This window comes from Kitasatospora sp. NPDC127060 (assembly GCF_042724935.1).
Taxonomy (GTDB): Bacteria; Actinomycetota; Actinomycetes; order Streptomycetales; family Streptomycetaceae; genus Kitasatospora.
In genome coordinates this window covers 64322-86903 of the sequence record NZ_JBHXEG010000026.1, presented here as the reverse complement: position 1 = coordinate 86903, position 22582 = coordinate 64322, and the positions used below count along the sequence as shown (strand labels likewise).

Below are 22582 nucleotides of genomic sequence, written 5' to 3'. Positions count from 1 at the left end.
TATGAGCACCATTGACATCCTGTCGCCCTCGGGCGACAAGACCGGCAGCCTCGAGCTGCCGGCCGAGATCTTCGACGCGAAGGTCAGCGTTCCGCTGATGCACCAGGTCGTCGTGGCGCAGCTCGCTGCGGCCCGTCAGGGCACCCACAAGACCAAGTCTCGCGGCGAGGTCCGCGGTGGCGGCAAGAAGCCGTACCGCCAGAAGGGCACCGGCCGCGCCCGTCAGGGCTCGACCCGTGCGCCGCAGTTCGCCGGCGGTGGCGTCGTGCACGGTCCCGTGCCGCGCGACTACTCGCAGCGGACCCCGAAGAAGATGATCGCCGCCGCCCTGCGCGGTGCGCTCACCGACCGGGCCCGCCACAACCGCATTCACGTCGTCACCGGCGTGACCGCGACCGAGGTGCCGTCGACCAAGGCCGCCAAGGGCCTGTTCGGCAAGATCACCGAGCGCAAGAACGTCCTGCTGGTCGTCGAGCGCGAGGACGAGCTGGGCCTGAAGTCCGCTCGCAACCTGCCGCACGTGCACATCCTGGACGCCGGTCAGCTGAACACCTACGACGTGCTCGTCTCCGACGATGTGGTCTTCACCCAGGCCGCCTTCGAGCGTTTCGTGGCGGGTCCCGCCGCGTCCGCCAAGGCTGTGGCTGCTGAGGGCGAGCTCGAAGGGAGCGCCGCCTGATGGCTGCAGAGATCACGAGCAAGACGTTCACGGACCCCCGTGACGTCCTGGTGAAGCCGGTCATCTCCGAGAAGAGCTACAGCCTTCTCGACGAGAACAAGTACACGTTCATCGTGTCGCCGGGCGCCAACAAGACCCAGATCAAGCAGGCCGTCGAGGCGGTCTTCTCGGTCAAGGTCGAGGCTGTCAACACGATCAACCGTCAGGGCAAGCGCAAGCGCTCCAAGACGGGCTTTGGCAAGCGCAAGGACACCAAGCGCGCCATCGTGACGCTGGCCGAGGGCAACCGCATCGACATCTTCGGTGGTCCGGTCTCCTAACGGAGATCGTGATCGTCGATAAGGACGAGGACGAGAGAGCCAAATGGGCATCCGCAAGTACAAGCCGACTACGCCGGGCCGTCGTGGCTCCAGCGTGGCCGACTTCGTAGAGATCACGCGGTCCACGCCGGAGAAGTCGCTGGTTCGCCCCCTGCACAGCAAGGGCGGCCGTAACAACGCCGGTCGGATCACCGTTCGCCACCAGGGTGGCGGTCACAAGCGCGCCTACCGCGTGATCGACTTCCGTCGTCACGACAAGGACGGCGTGCCGGCCAAGGTCGCGCACATCGAGTACGACCCCAACCGCACCGCGCGCATCGCGCTCCTGCACTACGCGGACGGCGAGAAGCGCTACATCATCGCGCCGCGCGGCATCACGCAGGGCGACCGGATCGAGAACGGCGCTGGCGCCGACATCAAGCCGGGCAACAACCTGCCGCTGCGCAACATCCCGGTCGGTACCACCATCCACGCGGTGGAGCTGCGTCCCGGCGGCGGTGCCAAGCTGGCCCGCTCGGCCGGCTCCGGCATCCAGCTGCTGGCGCGTGAGGGCAAGATGGCGCACCTGCGCATGCCCTCCGGCGAGATCCGCCTGGTGGACGCGCGCTGCCGCGCGACCGTCGGCGAGGTCGGCAACGCCGAGCAGTCGAACATCAACTGGGGCAAGGCCGGCCGCATGCGCTGGAAGGGCGTTCGCCCGACCGTGCGTGGTGTCGCCATGAACCCGATCGACCACCCGCACGGTGGTGGTGAGGGTAAGACCTCTGGTGGTCGCCACCCGGTCTCGCCGTGGGGCCAGAAGGAGGGTCGCACCCGTCGCCCGAAGAAGGCGTCGGACGCTCTCATCGTGCGCCGCCGCAAGACCAACAAGAAGCGCTAGGAGCAGGTCAGATGCCGCGCAGTCTCAAGAAGGGCCCCTTCATCGACGGCCACCTTCTCAAGAAGGTGGACGCGCAGAACGAGGCGGGTACCCAGAACGTCATCAAGACCTGGTCCCGTCGCTCCGTGATCTTCCCGGCCATGCTTGGCCACACGATCGCGGTTCACGATGGTCGCAAGCACGTCCCGGTGTTCGTCACCGAGTCGATGGTCGGCCACAAGCTGGGCGAGTTCGCTCCGACCCGCACCTTCCGCGGCCACGTCAAGGACGACCGCAAGTCGAAGCGTCGCTAGTCGCCTGAGCTTCAGCGCCAGAACGACTCAATGACTTACTCCATTAAGGGGACAACCATGGAAGCCAGGGCCCAGGCGCGGTACATCCGCGTCACGCCCATGAAGGCCCGCCGCGTGGTGGACCTCATCCGTGGCCTTCAGGCCACGGAGGCCCAGGCCGTCCTGCGTTTCGCTCCGCAGGCCGCCACCGTGCCGGTGGGCAAGGTGCTCGACAGCGCCATTGCCAACGCCGCGCACAACTACAACCACTCCAACGTGGACGACCTCTACATCTCCGAGGCGTACGTTGACGAGGGCCCGACCCTGAAGCGGTTCCGTCCGCGTGCTCAGGGCCGCGCCTACCGGATCCGCAAGCGGACCAGCCACATCACCGTGGTCGTCAGCAGCAAGGAAGGGACCCGGTAATGGGCCAGAAGGTTAACCCGCACGGGTTCCGCCTCGGCATCAGCACGGACTTCAAGTCCCGTTGGTACGCCGACAAGCTGTACAAGGACTACGTCAAGGAAGACGTTGCCATTCGTCGCATGATGACGAAGGGCATGGAGCGCGCCGGCATCTCCAAGGTCGAGATCGAGCGCACCCGCGACCGCGTCCGCGTCGACATCCACACCGCTCGCCCCGGCATCGTCATCGGCCGCCGTGGCACCGAGGCCGACCGCATCCGCGGCGACCTCGAGAAGCTGACCGGCAAGCAGGTCCAGCTGAACATCCTCGAGGTCAAGAACCCCGAGCTGGACGCCCAGCTCGTGGCTCAGGGCGTCGCGGAGCAGCTGTCCTCCCGCGTCTCCTTCCGTCGTGCCATGCGCAAGTCGATGCAGGGCACCATGAAGTCCGGCGCCAAGGGCATCAAGGTCCAGTGCTCCGGTCGTCTCGGCGGCGCCGAGATGAGCCGCTCGGAGTTCTACCGCGAGGGCCGTGTGCCGCTGCACACCCTGCGCGCCAACGTCGACTACGGCTTCTTCGAGGCCAAGACGACCTTCGGCCGCATCGGTGTGAAGGTCTGGATCTACAAGGGCGACGTCAAGAACATCGCCGAGGTCCGCGCTGAGAACGCCGCTGCCCGCTCGGGCAACCGCCCGGCCCGTCCCGAGGGTGGTCGTCCCGCCCGCGGTGGCGAGCGCCGTGGTGGCGAGCGCGGTGGCCGTGGCCGTCGCCCCGCCGCTGCCGAGGCCCCCGCGGCCCCGGTCGCCGAGGCTCCGGCTGCCGAGAACACCGGAACGGAGGCCTGACTCCAATGCTGATCCCCCGTCGGGTCAAGCACCGCAAGCAGCACCACCCCAAGCGCCGCGGCGCTGCCAAGGGTGGCACCGAGCTCGCCTTCGGCGAGTACGGCATCCAGGCCGTCACCCCGGCCTACGTGACGAACCGGCAGATCGAGTCCGCTCGTATCGCCGTCACCCGTCACATCAAGCGTGGCGGCAAGGTCTGGATCAACATCTACCCGGACCGTCCGCTCACCAAGAAGCCGGCCGAGACCCGCATGGGTTCCGGTAAGGGTTCGCCCGAGTGGTGGATCGCGAACGTGCACCCGGGTCGGGTCATGTTCGAGCTGTCGTACCCCAACGAGAAGGTGGCTCGTGAGGCGCTGACCCGCGCAGCTCACAAGCTCCCGATGAAGTGCCGGATCATCCGGCGCGAGGCAGGTGAGAGCTGATGTCGGCCGGCACCAAGGCTGCTGACCTCCGCGAGCTGGACAACGAGGGTCTCGTTGCCAAGCTCCGTGAGGCCAAGGAGGAGCTGTTCAACCTCCGCTTCCAGGCGGCGACCGGGCAGCTCGACAACCACGGACGGCTCAAGCTCGTCCGTAAGGACATCGCGCGGATCTACACCCTGATGCGCGAGCGCGAGCTGGGCATCGAGACGGTGGAGAGCGCCTGATGACTGAGAACACCAACGAGACGCGCGGTTTCCGCAAGACCCGTGAGGGTCTCGTCGTCAGCGACAAGATGGACAAGACCGTCGTCGTCGCCGTCGAGGACCGCGTCAAGCACGCTCTGTACGGCAAGGTCATCCGCCGTACGAACAAGCTGAAGGCGCACGACGAGCAGAACGCCTGCGGCATCGGCGACCGGGTCCTCCTCGCGGAGACCCGCCCGCTGTCCGCGACGAAGCGCTGGCGCGTCGTCGAGATCCTCGAGAAGGCCAAGTAACGAAGTTGATGCGGTACGGCCGTATGTGCACCAGGTCCCTCGCGGGCGCTGGTGTGAGCAGCGGCCGGCCCGTCAGCTCTCGTTGACGATCAGGAGAAAGCTGTGATCCAGCAGGAGTCGCGACTGCGTGTCGCCGACAACACGGGCGCGAAGGAAATCCTTTGCATCCGCGTTCTCGGTGGTTCCGGTCGCCGCTACGCCGGCATCGGGGACGTCATCGTCGCGACCGTCAAGGACGCGATCCCCGGCGGTTCGGTCAAGAAGGGTGACGTCGTCAAGTGCGTCGTCGTCCGTACCGTGAAGTCGCGCCGTCGCCCCGACGGTTCGTACATCCGGTTCGACGAGAACGCCGCCGTCGTCCTCAAGAACACCGATGGCGACCCCCGTGGTACCCGCATCTTCGGCCCGGTGGGCCGCGAGCTGCGCGACAAGAAGTTCATGAAGATCATCTCGCTTGCGCCGGAGGTGCTCTAACCCATGGCGAACAGCATGAAGATCAAGAAGGGTGACCTGGTTCAGGTCATCACCGGCAAGGACCGCGGCAAGCAGGGCAAGGTCATCCAGGCCATGCCCGCCGAGAACAAGGTCCTGGTCGAGGGTGTGAACCGGGTCAAGAAGCACACCAAGCCGGGCCCGGGCACTCAGGGTGGCATCGTCACCGTCGAGGCCCCGGTGCACGTCTCCAACGTCCAGCTGGTCGTGGAGAAGGACGGCAAGAAGGTCGTCACCCGCGTTGGCTACCGCTTCGATGACGAGGGCAACAAGATCCGCGTTGCCAAGCGAACCGGTGAGGACATCTGATGTCTGAGACGTCTGTTGAGAAGGTGACCCCCCGTCTCAAGGAGCGTTACAACTCCGAGATCAAGGGTCAGCTGCAGGAGCAGTTCTCGTACGAGAACGTCATGCTGACGCCCGGCCTGGTCAAGGTCGTCGTCAACATGGGTGTCGGCGAGGCCGCTCGTGACAGCAAGCTGATCGAGGGCGCGATCCGCGACCTGACCGCGATCACCGGTCAGAAGCCGGCCGTGACCAAGGCTCGCAAGTCCATCGCGCAGTTCAAGCTGCGCGAGGGTCAGCCGATCGGCACCCACGTCACCCTCCGTGGTGACCGCATGTGGGAGTTCCTGGACCGTCTGGTGTCGCTGGCCCTGCCGCGTATCCGTGACTTCCGTGGCCTCTCCCCGAAGCAGTTCGACGGCCGTGGCAACTACACCTTCGGTCTGACCGAGCAGGTTATGTTCCACGAGATCGACCAGGACAAGGTCGACCGTCAGCGCGGTATGGACATCACCGTCGTGACCACCGCTCAGACCGACGACGAGGGCCGGGCGCTCCTGCGTGCTCTGGGCTTCCCGTTCAAGGAGGCGTGAGCCAATGGCGAAGAAGTCCCTCATCGCGAAGTCCGAGCGCAAGCCGAAGTTCGGCGTCCGGGCCTACACCCGGTGCCAGCGCTGCGGCCGTCCGCACTCGGTGTACCGCAAGTTCGGCCTGTGCCGTGTCTGCCTCCGTGAGATGGCGCACCGCGGCGAGCTGCCGGGCGTGACCAAGAGCTCCTGGTAGTCCTCTCCCCGTAGAGGGCCAGAGCTTTTAGGTACCGCCAGCGAAGCAGAGGTGCCCGATCCCACACCGGCCCGTTTTGGGCCTGCCGTACGGATTCCCGTAAGGTAGTGGGGTCGGGCCCCCCGCCACGGCATTCCCATGGATGTCCGTGGTCCTCTTCTGAGAGGGCTCGCACCCAGTCTTACTACGTCGTAGGTCCCCTGCGCTTGTGCCCCTGACGAACTCGGAAGAGTCCGGCAGGGGGACCTGGTGCGGAGAAACCACGGCGAGAGAGGCCTGAGGCCATCATGACCATGACCGACCCCATCGCAGACATGCTCACGCGTCTGCGTAACGCGAACTCGGCGTACCACGACACCGTGGCGATGCCGGCCAGCAAGATCAAGGCGCACGTCGCCCAGATCCTGCAGCAGGAGGGGTACATCTCCTCCTACAAGGTTGAGGAGCCCACTGAGGGCGAGGTCGGCAAGAAGCTGACCATCGAGCTCAAGTTCGGCCCCAACCGTGAGCGCTCCATCGCCGGCATCAAGCGCATCAGCAAGCCGGGTCTGCGCGTTTACGCAAAGTCCACCAACCTGCCGAAGGTGCTCGGCGGCCTGGGCGTGGCGATCATCTCCACGTCCTCCGGTCTCCTCACCGACAAGCAGGCTGCCAAGAAGGGCGTAGGCGGAGAAGTTCTCGCCTACGTCTGGTAATTCGGGAAACGGAGGTACAGCAATGTCGCGCATTGGACGGCTGCCCATCCCGGTTCCCGCCGGCGTGGACGTCACCATCGATGGCCAGGCGGTCTCGGTGAAGGGCCCGAAGGGCTCCCTCACCCACGTTGTCGCCGCGCCGATCGAGATCGGCAAGGGCGAGGACGGCACGCTGCTCGTCACCCGCCCCAACGACGAGCGTCTGTCGAAGGCCCTGCACGGCCTTTCCCGCACGCTGGTGGCGAACATGATCACCGGCGTGACCGCGGGCTACCGCAAGTCGCTGGAGATCAGCGGTGTCGGCTACCGAGTTCTGGCGAAGGGCTCCGACATGGAGTTCCAGCTGGGCTACAGCCACCCGATTCTGGTCGAGGCCCCCGAAGGCATCACCTTCGTCGTCGAGTCGGCCACCAAGTTCCACGTGGACGGCATCGACAAGCAGAAGGTCGGCGAGGTCGCCGCGAAGATCCGCAAGCTGCGCAAGCCCGACCCGTACAAGGCCAAGGGTGTCAAGTACGCGGGCGAGGTCATCCGCCGCAAGGTCGGAAAGAGTGGTAAGTAAGCGATGAGCGTCTCTGTCAAGATCGGCAAGGGCAACGCCTACAAGAGCGCCGCTCGCAAGCGCCGCGCGATCCGCGTTCGCAAGCGCGTCGTCGGCACCGAGGTGCGTCCGCGCCTCGTTGTGACGCGCTCGAACCGTCACATGGTCGCCCAGGTCATCGACGACGCCAAGGGTCACACCCTGGCGTCGGCGTCCACCCTCGACGTGTCCATCAAGGGCGCCGAGGGCGACAAGACCGAGCTGGCCAAGAAGGTCGGGAGCCTGGTCGCCGAGCGCGCCAAGGCTGCCGGCATCGAGGCGGTCGTCTTCGACCGCGCGGGCAACCGGTACGCCGGCCGCATCGCCGCCCTGGCGGACGCGGCCCGTGAGGCCGGGCTCGACTTCTAAGCCGCTCGTCGACTCTGTCGACGGACGTAAACGAGAGAGGTAAATCCAATGGCTGGACCCCAGCGCCGCGGTAGCGGCGCCGGTGGCGGCACCGGTGGCGAGCGGCGCGACCGTAAGCGTGACGACCGGGGCAACGCCCCCGCCGTCGAGAAGACCGCTTACGTCGAGCGCGTCGTCGCGATCAACCGTGTCGCCAAGGTTGTCAAGGGTGGTCGTCGCTTCAGCTTCACCGCGCTGGTCGTGGTGGGCGATGGTGACGGCACCGTGGGTGTCGGTTACGGGAAGGCGAAGGAGGTTCCGGCCGCCATCGCGAAGGGTGTCGAGGAGGCCAAGAAGAACTTCTTCAAGGTTCCCCGTATCCAGGGCACCATCCCGCACCCGATCCAGGGTGAGAAGGCCGCCGGCGTCGTGCTGCTGAAGCCCGCCGCCCCCGGTACCGGTGTTATCGCCGGTGGTCCGGTGCGCGCCGTCCTGGAGTGCGCCGGCATCCACGACATCCTGTCGAAGTCGCTCGGCTCGGACAACGCGATCAACATCGTGCACGCCACGGTGGCCGCTCTGAAGGGCCTCGTGCGCCCCGAGGAGATCGCCGCCCGTCGTGGTCTGCCGCTGGAGGACGTGGCCCCCGCCGCTCTGCTGCGGGCGCGTGCTGCTGGGGTGAGCGCCTGATGGCTCGCCTGAAGATCACGCAGACCAAGTCGTACATCGGCAGCAAGCAGAACCACCGTGACACCCTGCGTTCGCTTGGTCTCAAGCGCATGCACGATGTGGTGGTCAAGGAGGACCGTCCCGAGATCCGCGGGATGGCCCACACGGTCCGTCACCTGGTGACGGTTGAGGAGGTGGACTGATCATGGGCGACAACCCGATCAAGATCCACAACCTGCGGCCCGCCCCGGGTGCCAAGACCGACAAGATCCGTGTGGGTCGTGGTGAGGGCTCCAAGGGTAAGACCGCCGGTCGTGGTACCAAGGGCACCAAGGCCCGCTACCAGGTTCCGCAGCGCTTCGAGGGTGGCCAGATGCCGCTCCACATGCGTCTGCCGAAGCTGAAGGGCTTCAAGAACCCGTTCAAGATCACGTTCCAGGTCGTCAACCTCGACAAGCTGGCCGAGCTCTACCCGCAGGGTGGCGAGGTCACGATCGAGGACCTGGTCGCCAAGGGCGCGGTTCGCAAGAACTCCCTCGTCAAGGTGCTCGGCACCGGCGAGGTCTCGGTTGCGCTGCAGGTGACGGTCGACGCCGTCTCCGGCTCGGCCGCCGAGAAGATCAAGGCCGCCGGCGGTACGGTCACCGAGCTCGTCTGAGCCCGCTGAACCCGCCGACCATCGGCTTCGAGCCCCGCACCTCCTCCGGGAGGTGCGGGGCTCGTGCTTTTACCGCGACTTTCACCCGGAGCCGAAATCCGGCGGTACCGGCGCTCGTTCTTTTGTGTGGCAAAACCGGGCATCCCGTACCCCCGTGAGTGGGGGAGGGACGGTACGCGCTTCTTTCGAGCGGCCGCGCACTGTTAGAGTCCGTGGAGTTCCCTTGTAGGCTGCGCGTAGGCTCGCCTGTGCCGTCTGTACGGGAGCCCGTACCGCAAACTCCCCATTCAGGACCGACCCTCCCGCCGACGACGCGCGGGAGGCGCAGGAGGCACCGTGCTCAGTGCGTTCGCGCGGGCGTTCCAGACGCCCGACCTGCGCAAGAAGCTGCTGTTCACGCTGGGCATCATGGTGCTGTTCCGCCTGGGCTCGCACATTCCGATCCCGGGCGTGAGCTTCACGGCCGTGAACGAGTGCGTGAAGGAGACCAAGAACAACGGCCTCTTCGGGCTCGTCAACCTGTTCAGCGGTGGCGCACTGCTCCAGTTGACGATCTTCGCGCTCGGCATCATGCCGTACATCACGGCGAGCATCATCCTCCAGCTCCTCACCGTCGTGATCCCGCGACTGGAGGCGCTGAAGAAGGAGGGCCAGGCCGGGCAGGCGAAGATCACCCAGTACACCCGCTACCTGACCATCGCGCTCGCCGTGCTCCAGGGCACCGGCATCGTCGCGACGGCCTCCAGCGGTGCGCTGTTCTCGGGCTGCGTGTACGCCAACCAGATCGTTCCGGACACCTCGGTGTTCCGGATCGCGGTCATGGTCATCACGATGACGGCCGGCACCACGGTCATCATGTGGCTCGGTGAGCTGATCACCGACCGCGGCATCGGCAACGGCATGTCGCTGCTGATCTTCACCTCGATCGCCGCGCAGTTCCCGTCCTCGATGTGGGCCATCAAGCAGTCCGGCACCATCGGCGGCGGCTGGGTCGAGTTCCTCTCCGTGGTGGCCGTCGGCGTCATCGTTGTGATGCTGGTCATCTTCGTGGAGCAGGCCCAGCGCCGGATCCCGGTCCAGTACGCGAAGCGCATGATCGGCCGCCGGGCGTTCGGCGGCACTTCGACCTACATCCCGCTCAAGGTGAACCAGGCCGGTGTCATCCCGGTCATCTTCGCCTCGTCGCTGCTGTACATCCCGGCCCTGGTGGTCCAGCTGACCAACAGCCAGGCGGGCTGGGCGGTCTGGATCAAGCAGAACTTCGTCAAGGGTGACCACCCGATCTACATGGCCACCTACTTCCTGCTGATCGTGTTCTTCGCCTTCTTCTACGTCGCCATCTCCTTCAACCCCGAAGAAGTTGCCGACAATATGAAGAAGTATGGTGGCTTCATCCCGGGCATCCGGGCCGGCCGACCGACGGCCGAGTACCTGAACTACGTGCTGACCCGTATCACGTGGCCGGGTTCGCTCTACCTGGGCCTGATCGCGTTGATCCCGATGATCGCCCTGGTCGCCTTCGGACAGCAGACCAACTTCCCGTTCGGCGGCACCAGCGTGCTCATCGTCGTCGGCGTCGGACTCGAAACTGTGAAGCAGATCGAGAGCCAGCTCCAGCAGCGCAATTACGAAGGGTTCCTCCGCTGATGCGTATCGTCCTCGTTGGTCCTCCCGGGGCCGGGAAGGGTACTCAGGCGCACCTGCTCGCCAAGACCCTGTCCATCCCCCACATCTCCACCGGCGACCTGTTCCGCGCCAACATCGGTCAGGGCACCCCGCTGGGGCTCGAGGCCAAGAGCTACATGGACGCGGGTCGCCTGGTGCCGGATGAGGTCACCATCGGGATGGCCAAGGACCGCATGCTTCAGGCCGACGCGGCCAACGGCTTCCTGCTCGACGGCTTCCCCCGCAACCTGGGGCAGGCCAAGGCGCTCGACGAGTTCCTCGCCGAGCAGGGCATCGAGCTGGACGGCGTGCTGGACCTGGAGGTCCCCGAGGACGAGGTCGTTCGCCGGATCGCCGGCCGCCGCCTGTGCCGCAACGACGGGGGCCACGTGTTCCACGTGGACTACAACCCGCCGAAGGTCGACGGCGTCTGCGACGAGTGCGGCGGCGAGCTGTACCAGCGCTCGGACGACACCGAGGAGAAGGTGCGCACGCGCCTGGAGGTCTACCACACGGAGACCGAGCCGATCATCGACTACTACGTCCAGCAGGGCCTGGTGGCGACCATCTCGGCCCTCGGCAAGGTGGACGAGGTCACCCAGCGCGCGATCGAGGCGCTGAAGCAGAACGGCTGAGTTCGCTCGGCGAGGTACGCGTGGAACGGCCGGGTCGCCCGTGGAGCGGGCGGCCCGGCCGTTTTCGACGTCGTACGGTGGTAGGCAGTGGTAATCCGGACTTGGAAGGCGTGACCTGATGGTGGAGATCAAGACCCCCGAGCAGATCGCGAAGATGCGGGCGGCCGGGCTGGTCGTCGCCGAGGCGCTCAAGGCCTGCCGCGAGGCGGTCGCTCCCGGGGTGACCACCCAGGAGCTCAACGACATCGCCGACAAGGTCATCACCGACCACGGCGCCACCTCGAACTTCCGCGCCCACCACGGCGGGCTGTGGTTCCCGGGCGTCATCTGCGCCTCGGTGAACAACGAGGTCGTGCACGGCATCCCCGGCGAGCGGGTGCTGCAGGAGGGCGACATCATCTCGATCGACTGCGGTGCCATCCTGGACGGCTGGCACGGCGACTCGGCGATCACCGTCGCGGTCGGCGAGGTCCGCCCCGAGGTCGAGATGCTCAGCCGGGTGACCGAGGGCTCGATGTGGGCCGGCATCGCCCAGATGAAGAAGAACAACCGCCTGGTGGACGTCTCCAAGGCGATCGAGGGCTTCATCCGCCGCCAGCCGCTGCCGCCCAAGGGCAAGTGGGGCATCACCGAGGGCTACGGCGGCCACGGCATCGGCACCGCGATGCACATGGAGCCGCACGTGCTGAACTACGTCGAGCGCGGCCGCGGCAAGGGCCCGAAGCTCGTCCCCGGCACCGTGCTGGCGATCGAGCCGATGGTCTCGCTGGGCACCCCGCACACCGCGGTGCTGGACGACGAGTGGACGGTCGTCACCAACGACGGCACCTGGGCCTCGCACTGGGAGCACTCGGTGGCCGTCACCGAGCAGGGCCCGCTGGTGCTGACCGCCTTCGACGGCGGCAAGGCCGAGCTGGCCAAGCTGGGCATCACCGCGGCTCCGGACCCGCTGGCGTAGGGATTGTCAGACACGCCCTAGTCGCCGCGGTGGCCGACCGCCGCCCTGACGAGGGATCAGAGCCCTGGAGGTTTGGACCTCCAGGGCTTTTGTCCTATTTTTAACGGCTGGCAGTGGCAGTCGGCTTACGAGCGAGCAGGAGAGAGCACGTGCTCAAGGGATTCCGCGACTTCATGATGCGCGGCAACGTCATCGACATGGCGGTCGGTGTGGTCATCGGTGCCGCGTTCACCGCGGTGGTGACCGGCTTCGTCTCCGCCTTCCTCACCCCGCTGGTGGGCGTGGTGGTCGGTGCGGCCGGCGACTTCAGCTCGTACAAGGCGGAGATAGGCGGGGTGAAGTTCCCGTACGGCCAGTTCCTGAACGTGCTGATCGCCTTCTTCATGACCGCCGCGGTGCTGTACTTCTGCGTCGTGCTGCCGATCACCAAGGCCACCGAGCGGTACCTGCCGAAGAAGCCGAAGGCCCCCAAGCGGCCCTGCCCCGAGTGCCTGACCGAGATCCCGGAGGCCGCCCGCCGCTGCTCGGCCTGCACCGCCCACGTCGAGCCGCTGACCGTCCCCACCGGGGTCTGACGCGACCGGTGTGACGGTGGACTCCTTCCGGTACCCCCGTTTTGGACCGCGGGACGCGCTGGCGTAGGATGGACCGTCGGCTCACTCGTAGCGTGCTTCAGCGCGCCCTCATCCCTCCGGGGACGGGGTGAACCCAGGTTCGCACGAGCGTTCCGCATACGGTAGCCGGTCCCGGAAGGTGGATCTCGCAGTTCATGGCTAAGAAGCAAGGCGCCATTGAGATCGAGGGCACCGTGATCGAGTCTCTTCCGAACGCGATGTTCAAGGTCGAGCTGCAGAACGGTCACAAGGTCCTCGCGCACATCAGTGGCAAGATGCGCATGCACTACATCCGCATCCTGCCGGACGACCGGGTGGTCGTGGAGCTCAGCCCCTACGACCTCACGCGCGGCCGGATCGTCTACCGCTACAAGTAAGAACGTCAGATCTAGACCCGGAGAACCTGAAACATGAAGGTCAAGCCGAGCGTCAAGAAGATCTGCGACAAGTGCAAGGTGATCCGCCGTCACGGCCGGGTCATGGTGATCTGCGACAACCTGCGCCACAAGCAGCGCCAGGGCTGATCTCCCTCCCGCATTTCTCGTAGTACTTCGCGCGACGCGAAAACGTCATACGCGGGTCACCCGATCCGTCCCGGAAGGGACGGACTGCCGCCCCCGGTCAGAGGCCGGGGCTCCCTCACCGTGAGGTGTCGGAGTAGGTGGCTCGTCAGACCTCTGAAGAACCACAGGAGCCTTGAATGGCACGCCTCGCCGGCGTTGATCTCCCCCGTGAGAAGCGGATCGAGATCGCCCTTACGTACGTGTACGGCATCGGCCGTACCCGCGCCCAGCAGACCCTCGCCGAGACCGGCGTCAACCCGGATGTCCGCGTTCGCGACATCACCGAGGACGACCTGGTCAAGCTGAGCCAGTACATCGACGCCAACTACACGGTCGAGGGTGACCTCCGCCGTGAGGTGGCCGCCGACATCCGCCGCAAGGTCGAGATCGGCTGCTACGAGGGTCTGCGTCACCGCCGTGGCCTGCCGGTCCGCGGCCAGCGCACCCACACCAACGCGCGTACCCGCAAGGGCCCGCGTCGCGCGATCGCCGGTAAGAAGAAGCCGGGCAAGAAGTAGTCCGTCCCGTAACCGGACATCCCTCCGGCCCGCGGGTCAGCGGACCGACCACCTCAGTAGGAGAACAGACTTATGCCCCCCAAGGGTCGTCAGGCTGCCGGCGCGAAGAAGATCCGCCGCAAGGAAAAGAAGAACGTCGCTCACGGCCACGCGCACATCAAGAGCACGTTCAACAACACCATCGTTTCGATCACCGACCCCGCGGGCAACGTGATCTCCTGGGCCTCCGCCGGCCACGTCGGCTTCAAGGGCTCGCGCAAGTCCACCCCGTTCGCCGCGCAGATGGCCGCCGAGGCCGCTGCCCGTCGCGCGCAGGAGCACGGCATGCGCAAGGTCGACGTCTTCGTGAAGGGTCCGGGCTCCGGCCGCGAGACCGCGATCCGTTCGCTCCAGGCCACCGGCCTGGAGGTCGGCTCGATCCAGGACGTCACCCCCACCCCGCACAACGGCTGCCGTCCGCCGAAGCGCCGCCGCGTCTGACGCAGCGCCTTCGGGCTCGCAGTCTGCTTTAAACCTCGTACGGGGTCCCGTTTTCCGCGGGACCCCGTACGCTTGGCATGAGGCCATCGCCTCATGGCCGTCCGTTCGGCGTCAAATAGTGGGCGCCGAAGACTGGAGGATCGAAACCCCATGCTTATCGCTCAGCGTCCCTCGCTGACCGAAGAGGTCGTCGACGAGTTCCGCTCCCGGTTCGTGATCGAGCCGCTGGAGCCGGGCTTCGGCTACACCCTCGGCAACTCCCTGCGCCGCACGCTCCTGTCGTCGATCCCGGGTGCCGCTGTCACCAGCATCCGCATCGACGGCGTCCTGCACGAGTTCACCACCGTGCCGGGCGTCAAGGAGGACGTGACCGACCTCATCCTCAACATCAAGCAGCTGGTCGTCTCCTCGGAGCACGACGAGCCGGTCGTGATGTACCTGCGCAAGCAGGGCCCGGGCGTCGTGACCGCCGCCGACATCGCCCCGCCGGCGGGCGTCGAGGTGCACAACCCCGAGCTGGTCCTCGCCACCCTGAACGGCAAGGGCAAGCTGGAGATGGAGCTGACCGTCGAGCGCGGTCGCGGCTACGTCTCCGCCGTCCAGAACAAGGCCTCCGGCCAGGAGATCGGCCGCATCCCGGTCGACTCGATCTACAGCCCCGTGCTGAAGGTCACCTACAAGGTCGAGGCCACCCGTGTCGAGCAGCGGACCGACTTCGACAAGCTGATCGTCGACGTCGAGACCAAGCCCGCCATGCGTCCGCGCGACGCCATGGCCTCGGCCGGCAAGACCCTGGTGGAGCTGTTCGGTCTCGCCCGCGAGCTGAACATCGACGCCGAGGGCATCGACATGGGCCCGTCCCCGACGGACGCCGCCCTGGCCGCCGACCTGGCGCTGCCGATCGAGGAGCTGGAGCTCACGGTCCGCTCCTACAACTGCCTCAAGCGCGAGGGCATCCACACGGTGGGTGAGCTCGTCGCCCGCTCCGAGGCCGACCTGCTCGACATCCGCAACTTTGGTGCGAAGTCGATCGACGAGGTCAAGGCGAAGCTGGCCGGCATGGGCCTGGCCCTCAAGGACAGCCCGCCCGGGTTCGACCCGACCGCCGCCGCCGACGCCTTCGGCGCCGACGACCTGGACGACGCGGGTTACGCGGAGACCGAGCAGTACTAAGAGATTTGGCCGCGGGGGCGGTTCTTCCGAGGACCGTCCCCGTCGTCATGAAAGCCGTGCGGGCACAGTGCCCGTACGCCCGCTGCGGTACCTGGTACGGCCGCAGTCGGAGATCCAAGGAGTAATTCCATGCCGCGTCCCACCAAGGGTGCCCGCCTCGGCGGCGGCCCGCACCACGAGCCGCTGCTGCTCGCCGGTCTGTGCCGGGAGCTGTTCCAGTACGGCCGCATCACCACGACCGAGGCCAAGGCCCGTCGGATGCGCCCGCTGGCGGAGAAGCTCATCACCAAGGCGAAGAAGGGCGACATCCACAACCGTCGCCTGGTGCGCAAGACCATCACGGACATCGCCGTGCTGCACACCCTCTTCACCGAGATCGCGCCGCGCTACGAGAACCGCCCGGGTGGTTACACCCGTATCACCAAGATCGGTCCCCGTCGTGGCGACAACGCCCCGATGGCCGTGATCGAGCTGGTCGAGGCGCTGACCGTCGCGCAGACCGCCGTCGGCGAGGCCGAGGCCGCCACCAAGCGTGCCGTCAAGGAGGCCGACGCCAAGGTCGAGGCCCCCAAGGCCGACGAGGCCGAGGCCGCCGAGCAGGCCTGACACCGCTAGGTGTGTTGCGGGCCCGCTTCCCCAGCGATGGGGGAGCGGGCCCGTTTTCTCGTCCCGGGAGAGGAACAGCAGTGGTCAACGATTGTGCCGAGCAGCCGCCGGTGAAGGACGGCCCGGCCGACGGGTACGTCCGGGTCCGGCTCGACCTCGCCTACCAGGGCGCCGAGTTCTCCGGCTGGGCCCGCCAGAAGGGCGGCCGCCGGACGGTCCAGGAGGAGATCGAGAGCGCGCTGCAGGTCGTCACCCGCAGCGGGGAGCTCTTCCCGCTGACCGTGGCCGGCCGCACCGACGCCGGCGTCCACGCCCGCGGCCAGGTCGCCCACGTCGACCTGCCGGCCGAGCTGTGGGAGGCGCACCGGGAGAAGCTGCTCCGCCGGCTGGCCGGGCGGCTGCCCGGGGACGTCCGGATCTACCGGGTCGGCGAGGCGCCGGCCGGGTTCGACGCCCGCTTCTCGGCGATCTGGCGCCGGTACGCGTACCGGGTCGCCGACCACCCCGGCGGGGTCGACCCGCTGCTGCGCGGACACGTGCTCTGGCACGACCGGCCGCTGGACGTGGACCGGATGAACGAGGCCGCGAAGCTGCTGCTCGGCGAGCACGACTTCGCCGCGTACTGCAAGAAGCGCGAGGGCGCCACCACCATCCGCACCCTGCTGGAGCTGCACTGGGACCGCGTCCCGGTGGACGCCTACGCGAGCCAGGAGGGCACCCTGGCGGTGGCCACCGTCCGGGCCGACGCCTTCTGCCACAACATGGTCCGGGCGCTGGTCGGCGCGATGCTGCTGGTCGGCGACGGGCACCGGCCGGTGGAGTTCCCCGGCGAGGTGCTGGCCGGCGGGGTCCGCAACTCGGCCGTCAACGTGATCCGCCCCTACGGGCTCACCCTGGAGGAGGTCGGCTACCCGCCGGACGACCAGCTCGCCGAGCGGAACCGGCAGGCCAGGCGGATGCGCACGCTGCCCGGGCAGCCCGCCGCCTCGTAATCCGTTTTGGCCCGGGGCGTCCGCTTGGGACAATCGCTCCCATGGGACACGTCGAGATTTCGCACCTGGAGTACTACCTGCCGGACGGGCGGGTGCTGTTCGACGACGCGTCCTTCCGGGTCGGTGAGGGCGCCGCGGTGGCCTTGGTGGGCGCCAACGGGGCCGGCAAGACCACCCTGCTACGCATGATCGCGGGGGACATCCAGCCGCACGGCGGCACAGTGACGATCAGCGGCGGGCTCGGCGTGATGCGCCAGTTCGTCGGCACCACCGGCCGCGAGGACCAGAGCGCCACCCCGGGTGCCCTGCCCGCCGACGCGTCGGTGCGCGACCTGCTGGTCTCGGTCGCCCCGGAGCGGATCGCCAAGGCCGCCCGCGCGGTGGACGCCGCCGAGCTGGCGATGATCGCCCAGGACGACGAGAAGACGCAGATGGCCTACGCCCAGGCGCTCTCCGACTGGGCGGACGTCGGCGGCTACGACTACGAGACCGACTGGGACGTCTGCACCATGGCGGCCCTCGGGATGCCCTTCGACAAGGCCCAGTGGCGGGGCCTGAACACCCTCTCCGGCGGCGAGCAGAAGCGGCTGGTGCTGGAGGCGCTGCTGCGCGGCCCCGACGAGGTGCTGCTGCTCGACGAGCCGGACAACTACCTGGACGTCCCCGCCAAGCGCTGGCTGGAGGAGGCCATCAAGGCCACCTCGAAGACCGTCCTGTTCATCTCGCACGACCGCGAGCTGCTCTCCCGCACCGCGGACAAGATCATCAGTGTCGAGTCCGGTGGTGCCGGCAGCAGCGTCTGGGTGCACGGCGGCGGCTTCGACACCTTCCACGAGGCCCGCAAGGCCCGATTCGAGCGCTTCGAGGAGCTGCGCCGCCGCTGGGACGAGGAGCACGCCAAGCTCAAGAAGCTGGTGGTCAACCTGCGTCAGGCCGCCGCCGTCAGCCACGAGATGGCCTCCCGCTACGCGGCCGCCCAGACCCGGCTGAAGAAGTTCGAGGACGCCGGCCCGCCGGAGGCGCCGCCGCGCGAGCAGAGCATCTCCATGCGGCTCAAGGGCGGGCGCACCGGGGTACGGGCCTTCACCATGGAGCGGCTGGAGCTCACCGGCCTGATGCAGCCCTTCGACCTGGAGGTCTTCTACGGCGAGCGGGTCGCGGTGCTGGGCGCCAACGGGGCCGGCAAGTCGCACCTGCTGCGGCTGCTCGCGGGAGACGGCAGCGTGGCCCACACCGGCGACTGGAAGCTCGGCGCCCGGGTCGTGCCCGGCCACTTCCGGCAGACCCACGCCCACCCGGAGCTGTTCGGCCGTACCGTCCGCTCGATCATCGAGGAGGAGCACGCGCTCAGCCGCGGCGCCGCGATGGGCGCGCTGCGACGGTACGAGCTGGACCGCCAGGAGGAGCAGAAGTTCGAGTCGCTGTCCGGCGGGCAGCAGGCCCGGCTGATGATCCTCAAGCTCGAACTCTCCGGTGTGACGGCGCTGTTGCTGGACGAGCCGACCGACAACCTGGACCTGGAGAGCGCCGAGGCGCTGCAGGCGGGGCTGGAGGCCTTCGACGGCACGGTGCTGTGCGTGACCCACGACCGCTGGTTCGCCAAGACCTTCGACCGCTTCCTGGTGTTCGGGGCGGACGGCCGGGTCTTCGAATCGGCCGAACCGGTCTGGGACGTCACCCGGGTCGAGCGCGAACGCTGAGTGACGGCGGGGTGGGCGCCAGGGGTTTTTTGACCCCTTCCCGCCCGCCCGGTAACCTGGACGCTTGATGTGCGTATTGGCTCGCTCTATCTCACGTGAGAGGTCGGTACGCCGGAGACATCAGGTCGACGACCAGCGGTCCCCCTTGAATTGCGTCCAAGGGTGGCCAGGCTGCTCATCCGTCCGGGTGCTCCTGTCAGGACTCACTCACTGAAAAGCGAAGGCTACGACCGTGCGTACGTACAGCCCCAAGCCCGGCGACGTCCAGCGTCAGTGGCACGTCATCGACGCGACCGACGTCGTGCTCGGCCGCCTGGCCTCCCAGGCCGCCAACCTCCTCCGGGGCAAGCACAAGGCGATCTACGCGCCGCACGTTGACACTGGTGACTTCGTCATCATCATCAACGCCGACAAGGTGCACCTGTCCGGTAACAAGAAGACCCAGAAGCTGGCCTACCGCCACTCGGGCTTCCCGGGCGGTCTGCGCTCGGTGCGCTACGACGACCTGCTGGCGAACAACCCCGAGAAGGCCGTCGAGAAGGCCATCAAGGGCATGATCCCCAAGAACAGCCTGGGCCGCCAGATGCTCTCCAAGCTGAAGGTCTACTCGGGCGACCAGCACCCCCACGCTGCCCAGCAGCCGGTGCCGTTCGAGATCACCCAGGTCGCGCAGTAATTCGGCCACCAAGCCCCCCAACACTGAAAAGAGCTGAGGATCATCGTGGCCGAGACCACTGAAACCCTTGAGGTCGACTTCGACGAGGCCGTTGAGGCCGTCGAGGGCGAGTACACCTCCGAGGAGAGCTACACCTCCGAGTCCCTGGCCGGCCGCTTCGGCGAGGCCACCCCGGGCGCCGGCCTCGGCCGTCGCAAGGAGGCGATCGCCCGCGTGCGCATCGTCCCCGGCACCGGCCAGTGGAAGATCAACGGTCGCACCCTCGAGGGTTACTTCCCGAACAAGGTGCACCAGCAGACCGTGAACGAGCCCTTCAAGCTCCTCGAGCTGGACGGCCGTTACGACGTCGTCGCCCGCATCAGCGGTGGCGGCGTCTCCGGCCAGGCCTACGCGCTGCGCCTCGGCGTCGCCCGTGCCCTGAACGAGGCCGACGTGGACAACAACCGCGCCGCCCTCAAGAAGGCCGGCTTCCTGATGCGTGACGCCCGCGCCGTCGAGCGCAAGAAGGCCGGTCTGAAGAAGGCCCGCAAGGCGCCGCAGTACAGCAAGCGCTAATCGCGTCCCCGGGGGTGCGGCCCGCCCTGGCGGTGCACCCCCTGGTTGCGCAAACCGTCGCCCCGGAGTACCTCGTGTACTCCGGGGCGACGTGTTCCCCGGCTAACGTGCGGCGGCCGGGATCATCGGTGGGTTCCGAGCATGGTGATGGAGGACGGGACAGTGGGACGACTCTTCGGTACGGACGGCGTACGCGGTGTGGCCAACGAGGGCCTGACGGCGGAGCTGGCGCTCGGCCTGTCGGTCGCGGCGTCCCACGTGCTCGGCGAGGCCGGCGCCTTCGAGGGGCACCGGCCGGTCGCGGTCGTCGGCCGTGACCCCCGCGCCTCGGGCGAGTTCCTGGAGGCCGCGGTCATCGCGGGCCTGGCGAGCTCCGGCGTCGACGTGCTCCGGGTTGGTGTCCTCCCCACCCCCGCCGTGGCGTACCTCACCGGCGCGCTCGGCGCCGACTTCGGCGTGATGCTGTCCGCCAGCCACAACGCCATGCCGGACAACGGCATCAAGTTCCTCGCCCGCGGCGGCCACAAGCTGGACGACCGGATCGAGGACGCGATCGAGTCCCACTACCGCAAGCACACCGTCGCCGGCGAGGACTGGAACCGCCCGACCGGCGCGGCGGTCGGCCGGGTCCGCGAGTACACCGAGGGCTTCGACAAGTACGTCGCCCACCTGATCGGCGTGCTGCCCAACCGCCTGGACGGGATCAAGGTCGTCATCGACGGTGCCCACGGCGCGGCCGCGTACGTCGCCCCCGAGGCCTTCGCCCGGGCCGGCGCCGAGGTCGTCCACACCCTGGGCGCCGAGCCCACCGGCCTCAACATCAACGACGGCGTCGGCTCCACCCACCTGGACCGGCTGCGCGACGCGATGAAGGAGTACCGGGCCGACCTCGGCATCGCCCTGGACGGCGACGCCGACCGCTGCCTGGCCGCCGACGCCGAGGGCAACGAGGTGGACGGCGACCAGATCATCGCCATCCTCGCCGTCGCCATGAAGGAGGCCGGCACCCTGCGCCGCAACACCGCGGTCGCCACCGTGATGTCCAACCTCGGCTTCAAGCTGGCGATGGAGCGCGAGGGCATCGACCTGGTGGAGACCGCCGTCGGCGACCGCTACGTGCTGGAGGCGATGAAGGAGCACGGCTTCGCGCTGGGCGGCGAGCAGTCCGGCCACGTCATCCTGCTGGACCACGCCACCACCGGCGACGGCACCCTGACCGGTCTGATGCTGGGCGCCCGACTGGCCGCCACCAAGCAGCCGCTGGCCGACCTGGCCGCCGTGATGACCCGTCTGCCGCAGGTGCTGATCAACGTCAAGGGCGTCGACAAGAGCCGGGTGCGGACCAGCACCGAGCTGGCCGCCGCCGTCACCGAGGCCGAGACCGCGCTGGGCGCCACCGGCCGGGTGCTGCTGCGCCCCTCCGGCACCGAGCCGCTGGTCCGGGTCATGGTCGAGGCCGCCGACCCGGCGCAGGCCGAGGCGGTCGCGCAGCGGCTGGCCGAGGCGGTGCGCACCCACCTGGGCTGAGGCCCCGTACGGCGAAGGGCCCCCGCCCGGTGCGGGGGCCCTTCGTGGCGTGTCCTTCGCGGGATGCCTTCGCCGTGTGTCCGTCGCCCGGTCAGAGCTTGCGCAGCAGTGCCCGGCGGACCTTGTGGTCCGGGCCCTTCTGCAGGACCAGGGTGGCCCGGCCGCGGGTGGGCAGCACGTTCTCCAGCAGGTTGGGCTTGTTGATGGTGCGCCAGACCTGCCGGCCGTACTCCATCGCCTCCTCCTCCGGCACCTCGGTGAAGCGGCGGAAGTACGAGTTCGGGTCCTGGAAGGCCGTCTGCCGCAGCTTGCGGAAGCGGTCCAGGTACCAGTGCTCGATGTCGTCGGTGCGGGCGTCGACGTAGATCGAGAAGTCGAAGTAGTCGGCCACCGCGAGGCGGGTGCGGCCGTCGGTGCCGGGCAGGGCCGGCTGGAGCACGTTCAGCCCCTCGACGATCAGGATGTCCGGGCGCTCCACCGTCAGTCGCACGTCCGGCACGATGTCGTACACCAGGTGGGAGTACACCGGTGCGGTGACCCGGTCCTTGCCCGCCTTCACGTCCGCCACGAAGCGCATCAGCGCCCGACGGTCGTAGGACTCCGGGAAGCCCTTGCGGGCCATCAGACCCCGGCGGCGCAGCTCGGCGTTGGGCAGCAGGAAGCCGTCGGTGGTGACCAGCTCGACCCGGGGGTGCTCGGGCCAGCGGGCCAGCAGGGCCTGGAGCAGGCGGGCGGTGGTGGACTTGCCGACGGCCACCGAGCCGGCCACGCCGATGATGAATGGCGTGCGGGTGCGCTCGGTGTCCGGGGTGTCCAGGAAGGTGCCCAGCGCGCCGCGCAGGTCGTGCGTGGCGTGGATGTACAGGTTCAGCAGTCGGGACAGGGGCAGGTAGACGTCACGCACCTCGTCGAGGTCGAGGGCTGTGCCGAGGCCGCGCAGCTGCTCCACCTCCTCGGCGGTCAGCGGCAGTGGCGTACGCTCGCGCAGCGCACTCCACTCGGCCCGGCTGAGGTCCACATAGGGGGACGGGGACGAGCCGGGCGAGGCAGCTCCCCGCGTACAGAGTTCGGTCAGCACGTGCTCCATT

General features: G+C 68.0%; 35 protein-coding genes. 34 read left to right on the top strand and 1 reads right to left on the bottom strand.

Annotation, left to right across the window (positions count from 1 at the left end):
- Position 1: 1 nt before the first annotated feature.
- From rplD to glmM, 34 genes are all read left to right on the top strand, one after another.
- A complete protein-coding gene (rplD, locus tag ACFWIS_RS17120) occupies positions 2-679 on the top strand; it encodes a 50S ribosomal protein L4 (protein ID WP_380460880.1) in 678 nt (225 codons plus the stop codon).
- Positions 679-999, top strand: a complete 321-nt coding sequence (gene rplW, locus ACFWIS_RS17115) for a 50S ribosomal protein L23 (RefSeq protein WP_030055819.1) — start codon at positions 679-681, stop codon at positions 997-999. Before rplD ends, rplW begins: the two co-directional genes overlap by 1 nt.
- A gap of 43 nt (positions 1000-1042) precedes the next feature.
- Positions 1043-1879, top strand: a complete 837-nt coding sequence (gene rplB, locus ACFWIS_RS17110) for a 50S ribosomal protein L2 (RefSeq protein ID WP_030393297.1) — start codon at positions 1043-1045, stop codon at positions 1877-1879.
- An 11-nt stretch (positions 1880-1890) separates the two neighbouring features.
- Entirely contained in the window at positions 1891-2172 is a 282-nt protein-coding gene (rpsS, locus tag ACFWIS_RS17105; protein WP_030055821.1) for a 30S ribosomal protein S19, read from the top strand.
- Between the two features lie 57 nt (positions 2173-2229).
- The gene (rplV, locus tag ACFWIS_RS17100) at positions 2230-2577 is read left to right on the top strand and encodes a 50S ribosomal protein L22 (protein WP_380460882.1); all 348 of its coding nucleotides are present in this window, start codon (positions 2230-2232) and stop codon (positions 2575-2577) included.
- Complete coding sequence (gene rpsC, locus ACFWIS_RS17095; RefSeq protein ID WP_030055823.1) at positions 2577-3401, top strand: 30S ribosomal protein S3; 825 nt, start codon at positions 2577-2579, stop codon at positions 3399-3401. Before rplV ends, rpsC begins: the two co-directional genes overlap by 1 nt.
- A gap of 5 nt (positions 3402-3406) precedes the next feature.
- Entirely contained in the window at positions 3407-3826 is a 420-nt protein-coding gene (gene rplP / locus ACFWIS_RS17090; protein ID WP_030055824.1) for a 50S ribosomal protein L16, read from the top strand.
- On the top strand, positions 3826-4050 hold the full coding sequence (rpmC, locus tag ACFWIS_RS17085) for a 50S ribosomal protein L29 (protein WP_049649042.1): 225 nt from the start codon (positions 3826-3828) through the stop codon (positions 4048-4050). Before rplP ends, rpmC begins: the two co-directional genes overlap by 1 nt.
- Positions 4050-4322 (top strand): 30S ribosomal protein S17, encoded by a 273-nt coding sequence (gene rpsQ / locus ACFWIS_RS17080; protein WP_110670527.1) that lies wholly within the window; start codon positions 4050-4052, stop codon positions 4320-4322. Before rpmC ends, rpsQ begins: the two co-directional genes overlap by 1 nt.
- A 102-nt stretch (positions 4323-4424) precedes the next feature.
- Entirely contained in the window at positions 4425-4796 is a 372-nt protein-coding gene (gene rplN, locus ACFWIS_RS17075) for a 50S ribosomal protein L14 (RefSeq protein WP_030393301.1), read from the top strand.
- Positions 4797-4811: 15 nt separating this feature from the next.
- A complete protein-coding gene (rplX, locus tag ACFWIS_RS17070; RefSeq protein WP_030055828.1) occupies positions 4812-5123 on the top strand; it encodes a 50S ribosomal protein L24 in 312 nt (103 codons plus the stop codon).
- A complete protein-coding gene (gene rplE / locus ACFWIS_RS17065; RefSeq protein ID WP_030300393.1) occupies positions 5123-5692 on the top strand; it encodes a 50S ribosomal protein L5 in 570 nt (189 codons plus the stop codon). The genes rplX and rplE overlap by 1 nt, the downstream gene beginning before the upstream one ends.
- Positions 5693-5696: 4 nt before the next feature.
- On the top strand, positions 5697-5882 hold the full coding sequence (locus ACFWIS_RS17060) for a type Z 30S ribosomal protein S14 (protein WP_030055830.1): 186 nt from the start codon (positions 5697-5699) through the stop codon (positions 5880-5882).
- 287 nt (positions 5883-6169) lie between these two features.
- Complete coding sequence (gene rpsH, locus ACFWIS_RS17055) at positions 6170-6577, top strand: 30S ribosomal protein S8 (RefSeq protein ID WP_188301635.1); 408 nt, start codon at positions 6170-6172, stop codon at positions 6575-6577.
- 22 nt (positions 6578-6599) lie between these two features.
- Positions 6600-7139, top strand: a complete 540-nt coding sequence (gene rplF / locus ACFWIS_RS17050; RefSeq protein ID WP_380460884.1) for a 50S ribosomal protein L6 — start codon at positions 6600-6602, stop codon at positions 7137-7139.
- A 3-nt stretch (positions 7140-7142) separates the two neighbouring features.
- Complete coding sequence (rplR, locus tag ACFWIS_RS17045; RefSeq protein WP_030232494.1) at positions 7143-7526, top strand: 50S ribosomal protein L18; 384 nt, start codon at positions 7143-7145, stop codon at positions 7524-7526.
- A gap of 48 nt (positions 7527-7574) precedes the next feature.
- Positions 7575-8195, top strand: a complete 621-nt coding sequence (gene rpsE, locus ACFWIS_RS17040; RefSeq protein WP_030393306.1) for a 30S ribosomal protein S5 — start codon at positions 7575-7577, stop codon at positions 8193-8195.
- Positions 8195-8377 carry a 50S ribosomal protein L30 gene (gene rpmD, locus ACFWIS_RS17035; protein WP_030055835.1) on the top strand — a complete coding sequence of 61 codons (183 nt, stop codon included), beginning with the start codon at positions 8195-8197 and terminating at the stop codon, positions 8375-8377. Before rpsE ends, rpmD begins: the two co-directional genes overlap by 1 nt.
- A gap of 2 nt (positions 8378-8379) precedes the next feature.
- On the top strand, positions 8380-8832 hold the full coding sequence (gene rplO, locus ACFWIS_RS17030) for a 50S ribosomal protein L15 (RefSeq protein ID WP_380460886.1): 453 nt from the start codon (positions 8380-8382) through the stop codon (positions 8830-8832).
- A 336-nt stretch (positions 8833-9168) separates the two neighbouring features.
- Positions 9169-10479, top strand: coding sequence for a preprotein translocase subunit SecY (secY, locus tag ACFWIS_RS17025; protein ID WP_380460888.1), 1311 nt, complete (start codon positions 9169-9171; stop codon positions 10477-10479).
- The gene (locus tag ACFWIS_RS17020) at positions 10479-11132 is read left to right on the top strand and encodes an adenylate kinase (protein WP_380460890.1); all 654 of its coding nucleotides are present in this window, start codon (positions 10479-10481) and stop codon (positions 11130-11132) included. Before secY ends, ACFWIS_RS17020 begins: the two co-directional genes overlap by 1 nt.
- A 118-nt stretch (positions 11133-11250) precedes the next feature.
- Positions 11251-12090 carry a type I methionyl aminopeptidase gene (gene map, locus ACFWIS_RS17015; protein WP_380460892.1) on the top strand — a complete coding sequence of 280 codons (840 nt, stop codon included), beginning with the start codon at positions 11251-11253 and terminating at the stop codon, positions 12088-12090.
- A gap of 149 nt (positions 12091-12239) precedes the next feature.
- Positions 12240-12665: a large conductance mechanosensitive channel protein MscL gene (mscL, locus tag ACFWIS_RS17010; protein ID WP_380460894.1), complete on the top strand. Its 426-nt coding sequence runs from the start codon at positions 12240-12242 to the stop codon at positions 12663-12665.
- A gap of 194 nt (positions 12666-12859) precedes the next feature.
- Positions 12860-13081 carry a translation initiation factor IF-1 gene (gene infA / locus ACFWIS_RS17005; protein WP_003956442.1) on the top strand — a complete coding sequence of 74 codons (222 nt, stop codon included), beginning with the start codon at positions 12860-12862 and terminating at the stop codon, positions 13079-13081.
- A 33-nt stretch (positions 13082-13114) separates the two neighbouring features.
- A complete protein-coding gene (gene rpmJ, locus ACFWIS_RS17000) occupies positions 13115-13228 on the top strand; it encodes a 50S ribosomal protein L36 (RefSeq protein ID WP_003956441.1) in 114 nt (37 codons plus the stop codon).
- A 176-nt stretch (positions 13229-13404) separates the two neighbouring features.
- Positions 13405-13785, top strand: coding sequence for a 30S ribosomal protein S13 (gene rpsM / locus ACFWIS_RS16995; RefSeq protein WP_316523629.1), 381 nt, complete (start codon positions 13405-13407; stop codon positions 13783-13785).
- 72 nt (positions 13786-13857) lie between these two features.
- Positions 13858-14265, top strand: a complete 408-nt coding sequence (gene rpsK, locus ACFWIS_RS16990) for a 30S ribosomal protein S11 (protein ID WP_030232513.1) — start codon at positions 13858-13860, stop codon at positions 14263-14265.
- A 150-nt stretch (positions 14266-14415) separates the two neighbouring features.
- Entirely contained in the window at positions 14416-15438 is a 1023-nt protein-coding gene (locus ACFWIS_RS16985) for a DNA-directed RNA polymerase subunit alpha (RefSeq protein ID WP_030055844.1), read from the top strand.
- 129 nt (positions 15439-15567) lie between these two features.
- The gene (gene rplQ / locus ACFWIS_RS16980; RefSeq protein WP_380460896.1) at positions 15568-16044 is read left to right on the top strand and encodes a 50S ribosomal protein L17; all 477 of its coding nucleotides are present in this window, start codon (positions 15568-15570) and stop codon (positions 16042-16044) included.
- Between the two features lie 80 nt (positions 16045-16124).
- The gene (gene truA / locus ACFWIS_RS16975) at positions 16125-17036 is read left to right on the top strand and encodes a tRNA pseudouridine(38-40) synthase TruA (protein ID WP_380460898.1); all 912 of its coding nucleotides are present in this window, start codon (positions 16125-16127) and stop codon (positions 17034-17036) included.
- 41 nt (positions 17037-17077) lie between these two features.
- Positions 17078-18736, top strand: coding sequence for an ABC-F family ATP-binding cassette domain-containing protein (locus tag ACFWIS_RS16970; protein WP_380460900.1), 1659 nt, complete (start codon positions 17078-17080; stop codon positions 18734-18736).
- Between the two features lie 232 nt (positions 18737-18968).
- Entirely contained in the window at positions 18969-19412 is a 444-nt protein-coding gene (gene rplM / locus ACFWIS_RS16965) for a 50S ribosomal protein L13 (protein ID WP_030055846.1), read from the top strand.
- 45 nt (positions 19413-19457) lie between these two features.
- Positions 19458-19967, top strand: coding sequence for a 30S ribosomal protein S9 (rpsI, locus tag ACFWIS_RS16960; RefSeq protein WP_350503556.1), 510 nt, complete (start codon positions 19458-19460; stop codon positions 19965-19967).
- 162 nt (positions 19968-20129) lie between these two features.
- Positions 20130-21494: a phosphoglucosamine mutase gene (glmM, locus tag ACFWIS_RS16955; protein ID WP_380460902.1), complete on the top strand. Its 1365-nt coding sequence runs from the start codon at positions 20130-20132 to the stop codon at positions 21492-21494.
- 91 nt (positions 21495-21585) lie between these two features.
- On the opposite strand, the gene coaA is transcribed toward glmM, so the two are convergent.
- Positions 21586-22581, bottom strand: coding sequence for a type I pantothenate kinase (coaA, locus tag ACFWIS_RS16950; RefSeq protein ID WP_380460904.1), 996 nt, complete (start codon positions 22579-22581; stop codon positions 21586-21588).
- Position 22582 lies beyond the last annotated feature (1 nt).

Coding starts and splice junctions, on each gene's coding strand:
- rpmJ (WP_003956441.1), top strand. CDS start 13,115: ATGAAGGTCAAGCCGAGCGTCAAGAAGATCTGCGACAAGTGCAAGGTG.
- rplX (WP_030055828.1), top strand. CDS start 4,812: ATGAAGATCAAGAAGGGTGACCTGGTTCAGGTCATCACCGGCAAGGAC.
- rplP (WP_030055824.1), top strand. CDS start 3,407: ATGCTGATCCCCCGTCGGGTCAAGCACCGCAAGCAGCACCACCCCAAG.
- rpsS (WP_030055821.1), top strand. CDS start 1,891: ATGCCGCGCAGTCTCAAGAAGGGCCCCTTCATCGACGGCCACCTTCTC.
- rpsQ (WP_110670527.1), top strand. CDS start 4,050: ATGACTGAGAACACCAACGAGACGCGCGGTTTCCGCAAGACCCGTGAG.
- rplQ (WP_380460896.1), top strand. CDS start 15,568: ATGCCGCGTCCCACCAAGGGTGCCCGCCTCGGCGGCGGCCCGCACCAC.
- ACFWIS_RS16970 (WP_380460900.1), top strand. CDS start 17,078: ATGGGACACGTCGAGATTTCGCACCTGGAGTACTACCTGCCGGACGGG.
- ACFWIS_RS17020 (WP_380460890.1), top strand. CDS start 10,479: ATGCGTATCGTCCTCGTTGGTCCTCCCGGGGCCGGGAAGGGTACTCAG.
- rpsE (WP_030393306.1), top strand. CDS start 7,575: ATGGCTGGACCCCAGCGCCGCGGTAGCGGCGCCGGTGGCGGCACCGGT.
- rpsH (WP_188301635.1), top strand. CDS start 6,170: ATGACCATGACCGACCCCATCGCAGACATGCTCACGCGTCTGCGTAAC.
- rpmD (WP_030055835.1), top strand. CDS start 8,195: ATGGCTCGCCTGAAGATCACGCAGACCAAGTCGTACATCGGCAGCAAG.
- rplV (WP_380460882.1), top strand. CDS start 2,230: ATGGAAGCCAGGGCCCAGGCGCGGTACATCCGCGTCACGCCCATGAAG.
- rpsC (WP_030055823.1), top strand. CDS start 2,577: ATGGGCCAGAAGGTTAACCCGCACGGGTTCCGCCTCGGCATCAGCACG.
- coaA (WP_380460904.1), bottom strand. CDS start 22,581: ATGGAGCACGTGCTGACCGAACTCTGTACGCGGGGAGCTGCCTCGCCC.
- ACFWIS_RS16985 (WP_030055844.1), top strand. CDS start 14,416: ATGCTTATCGCTCAGCGTCCCTCGCTGACCGAAGAGGTCGTCGACGAG.
- infA (WP_003956442.1), top strand. CDS start 12,860: ATGGCTAAGAAGCAAGGCGCCATTGAGATCGAGGGCACCGTGATCGAG.
- map (WP_380460892.1), top strand. CDS start 11,251: ATGGTGGAGATCAAGACCCCCGAGCAGATCGCGAAGATGCGGGCGGCC.
- rpsM (WP_316523629.1), top strand. CDS start 13,405: ATGGCACGCCTCGCCGGCGTTGATCTCCCCCGTGAGAAGCGGATCGAG.
- rpmC (WP_049649042.1), top strand. CDS start 3,826: ATGTCGGCCGGCACCAAGGCTGCTGACCTCCGCGAGCTGGACAACGAG.
- rplO (WP_380460886.1), top strand. CDS start 8,380: ATGGGCGACAACCCGATCAAGATCCACAACCTGCGGCCCGCCCCGGGT.
- rplF (WP_380460884.1), top strand. CDS start 6,600: ATGTCGCGCATTGGACGGCTGCCCATCCCGGTTCCCGCCGGCGTGGAC.
- ACFWIS_RS17060 (WP_030055830.1), top strand. CDS start 5,697: ATGGCGAAGAAGTCCCTCATCGCGAAGTCCGAGCGCAAGCCGAAGTTC.
- rplR (WP_030232494.1), top strand. CDS start 7,143: ATGAGCGTCTCTGTCAAGATCGGCAAGGGCAACGCCTACAAGAGCGCC.
- rplB (WP_030393297.1), top strand. CDS start 1,043: ATGGGCATCCGCAAGTACAAGCCGACTACGCCGGGCCGTCGTGGCTCC.
- rplW (WP_030055819.1), top strand. CDS start 679: ATGGCTGCAGAGATCACGAGCAAGACGTTCACGGACCCCCGTGACGTC.
- rplD (WP_380460880.1), top strand. CDS start 2: ATGAGCACCATTGACATCCTGTCGCCCTCGGGCGACAAGACCGGCAGC.
- rpsK (WP_030232513.1), top strand. CDS start 13,858: ATGCCCCCCAAGGGTCGTCAGGCTGCCGGCGCGAAGAAGATCCGCCGC.
- rplE (WP_030300393.1), top strand. CDS start 5,123: ATGTCTGAGACGTCTGTTGAGAAGGTGACCCCCCGTCTCAAGGAGCGT.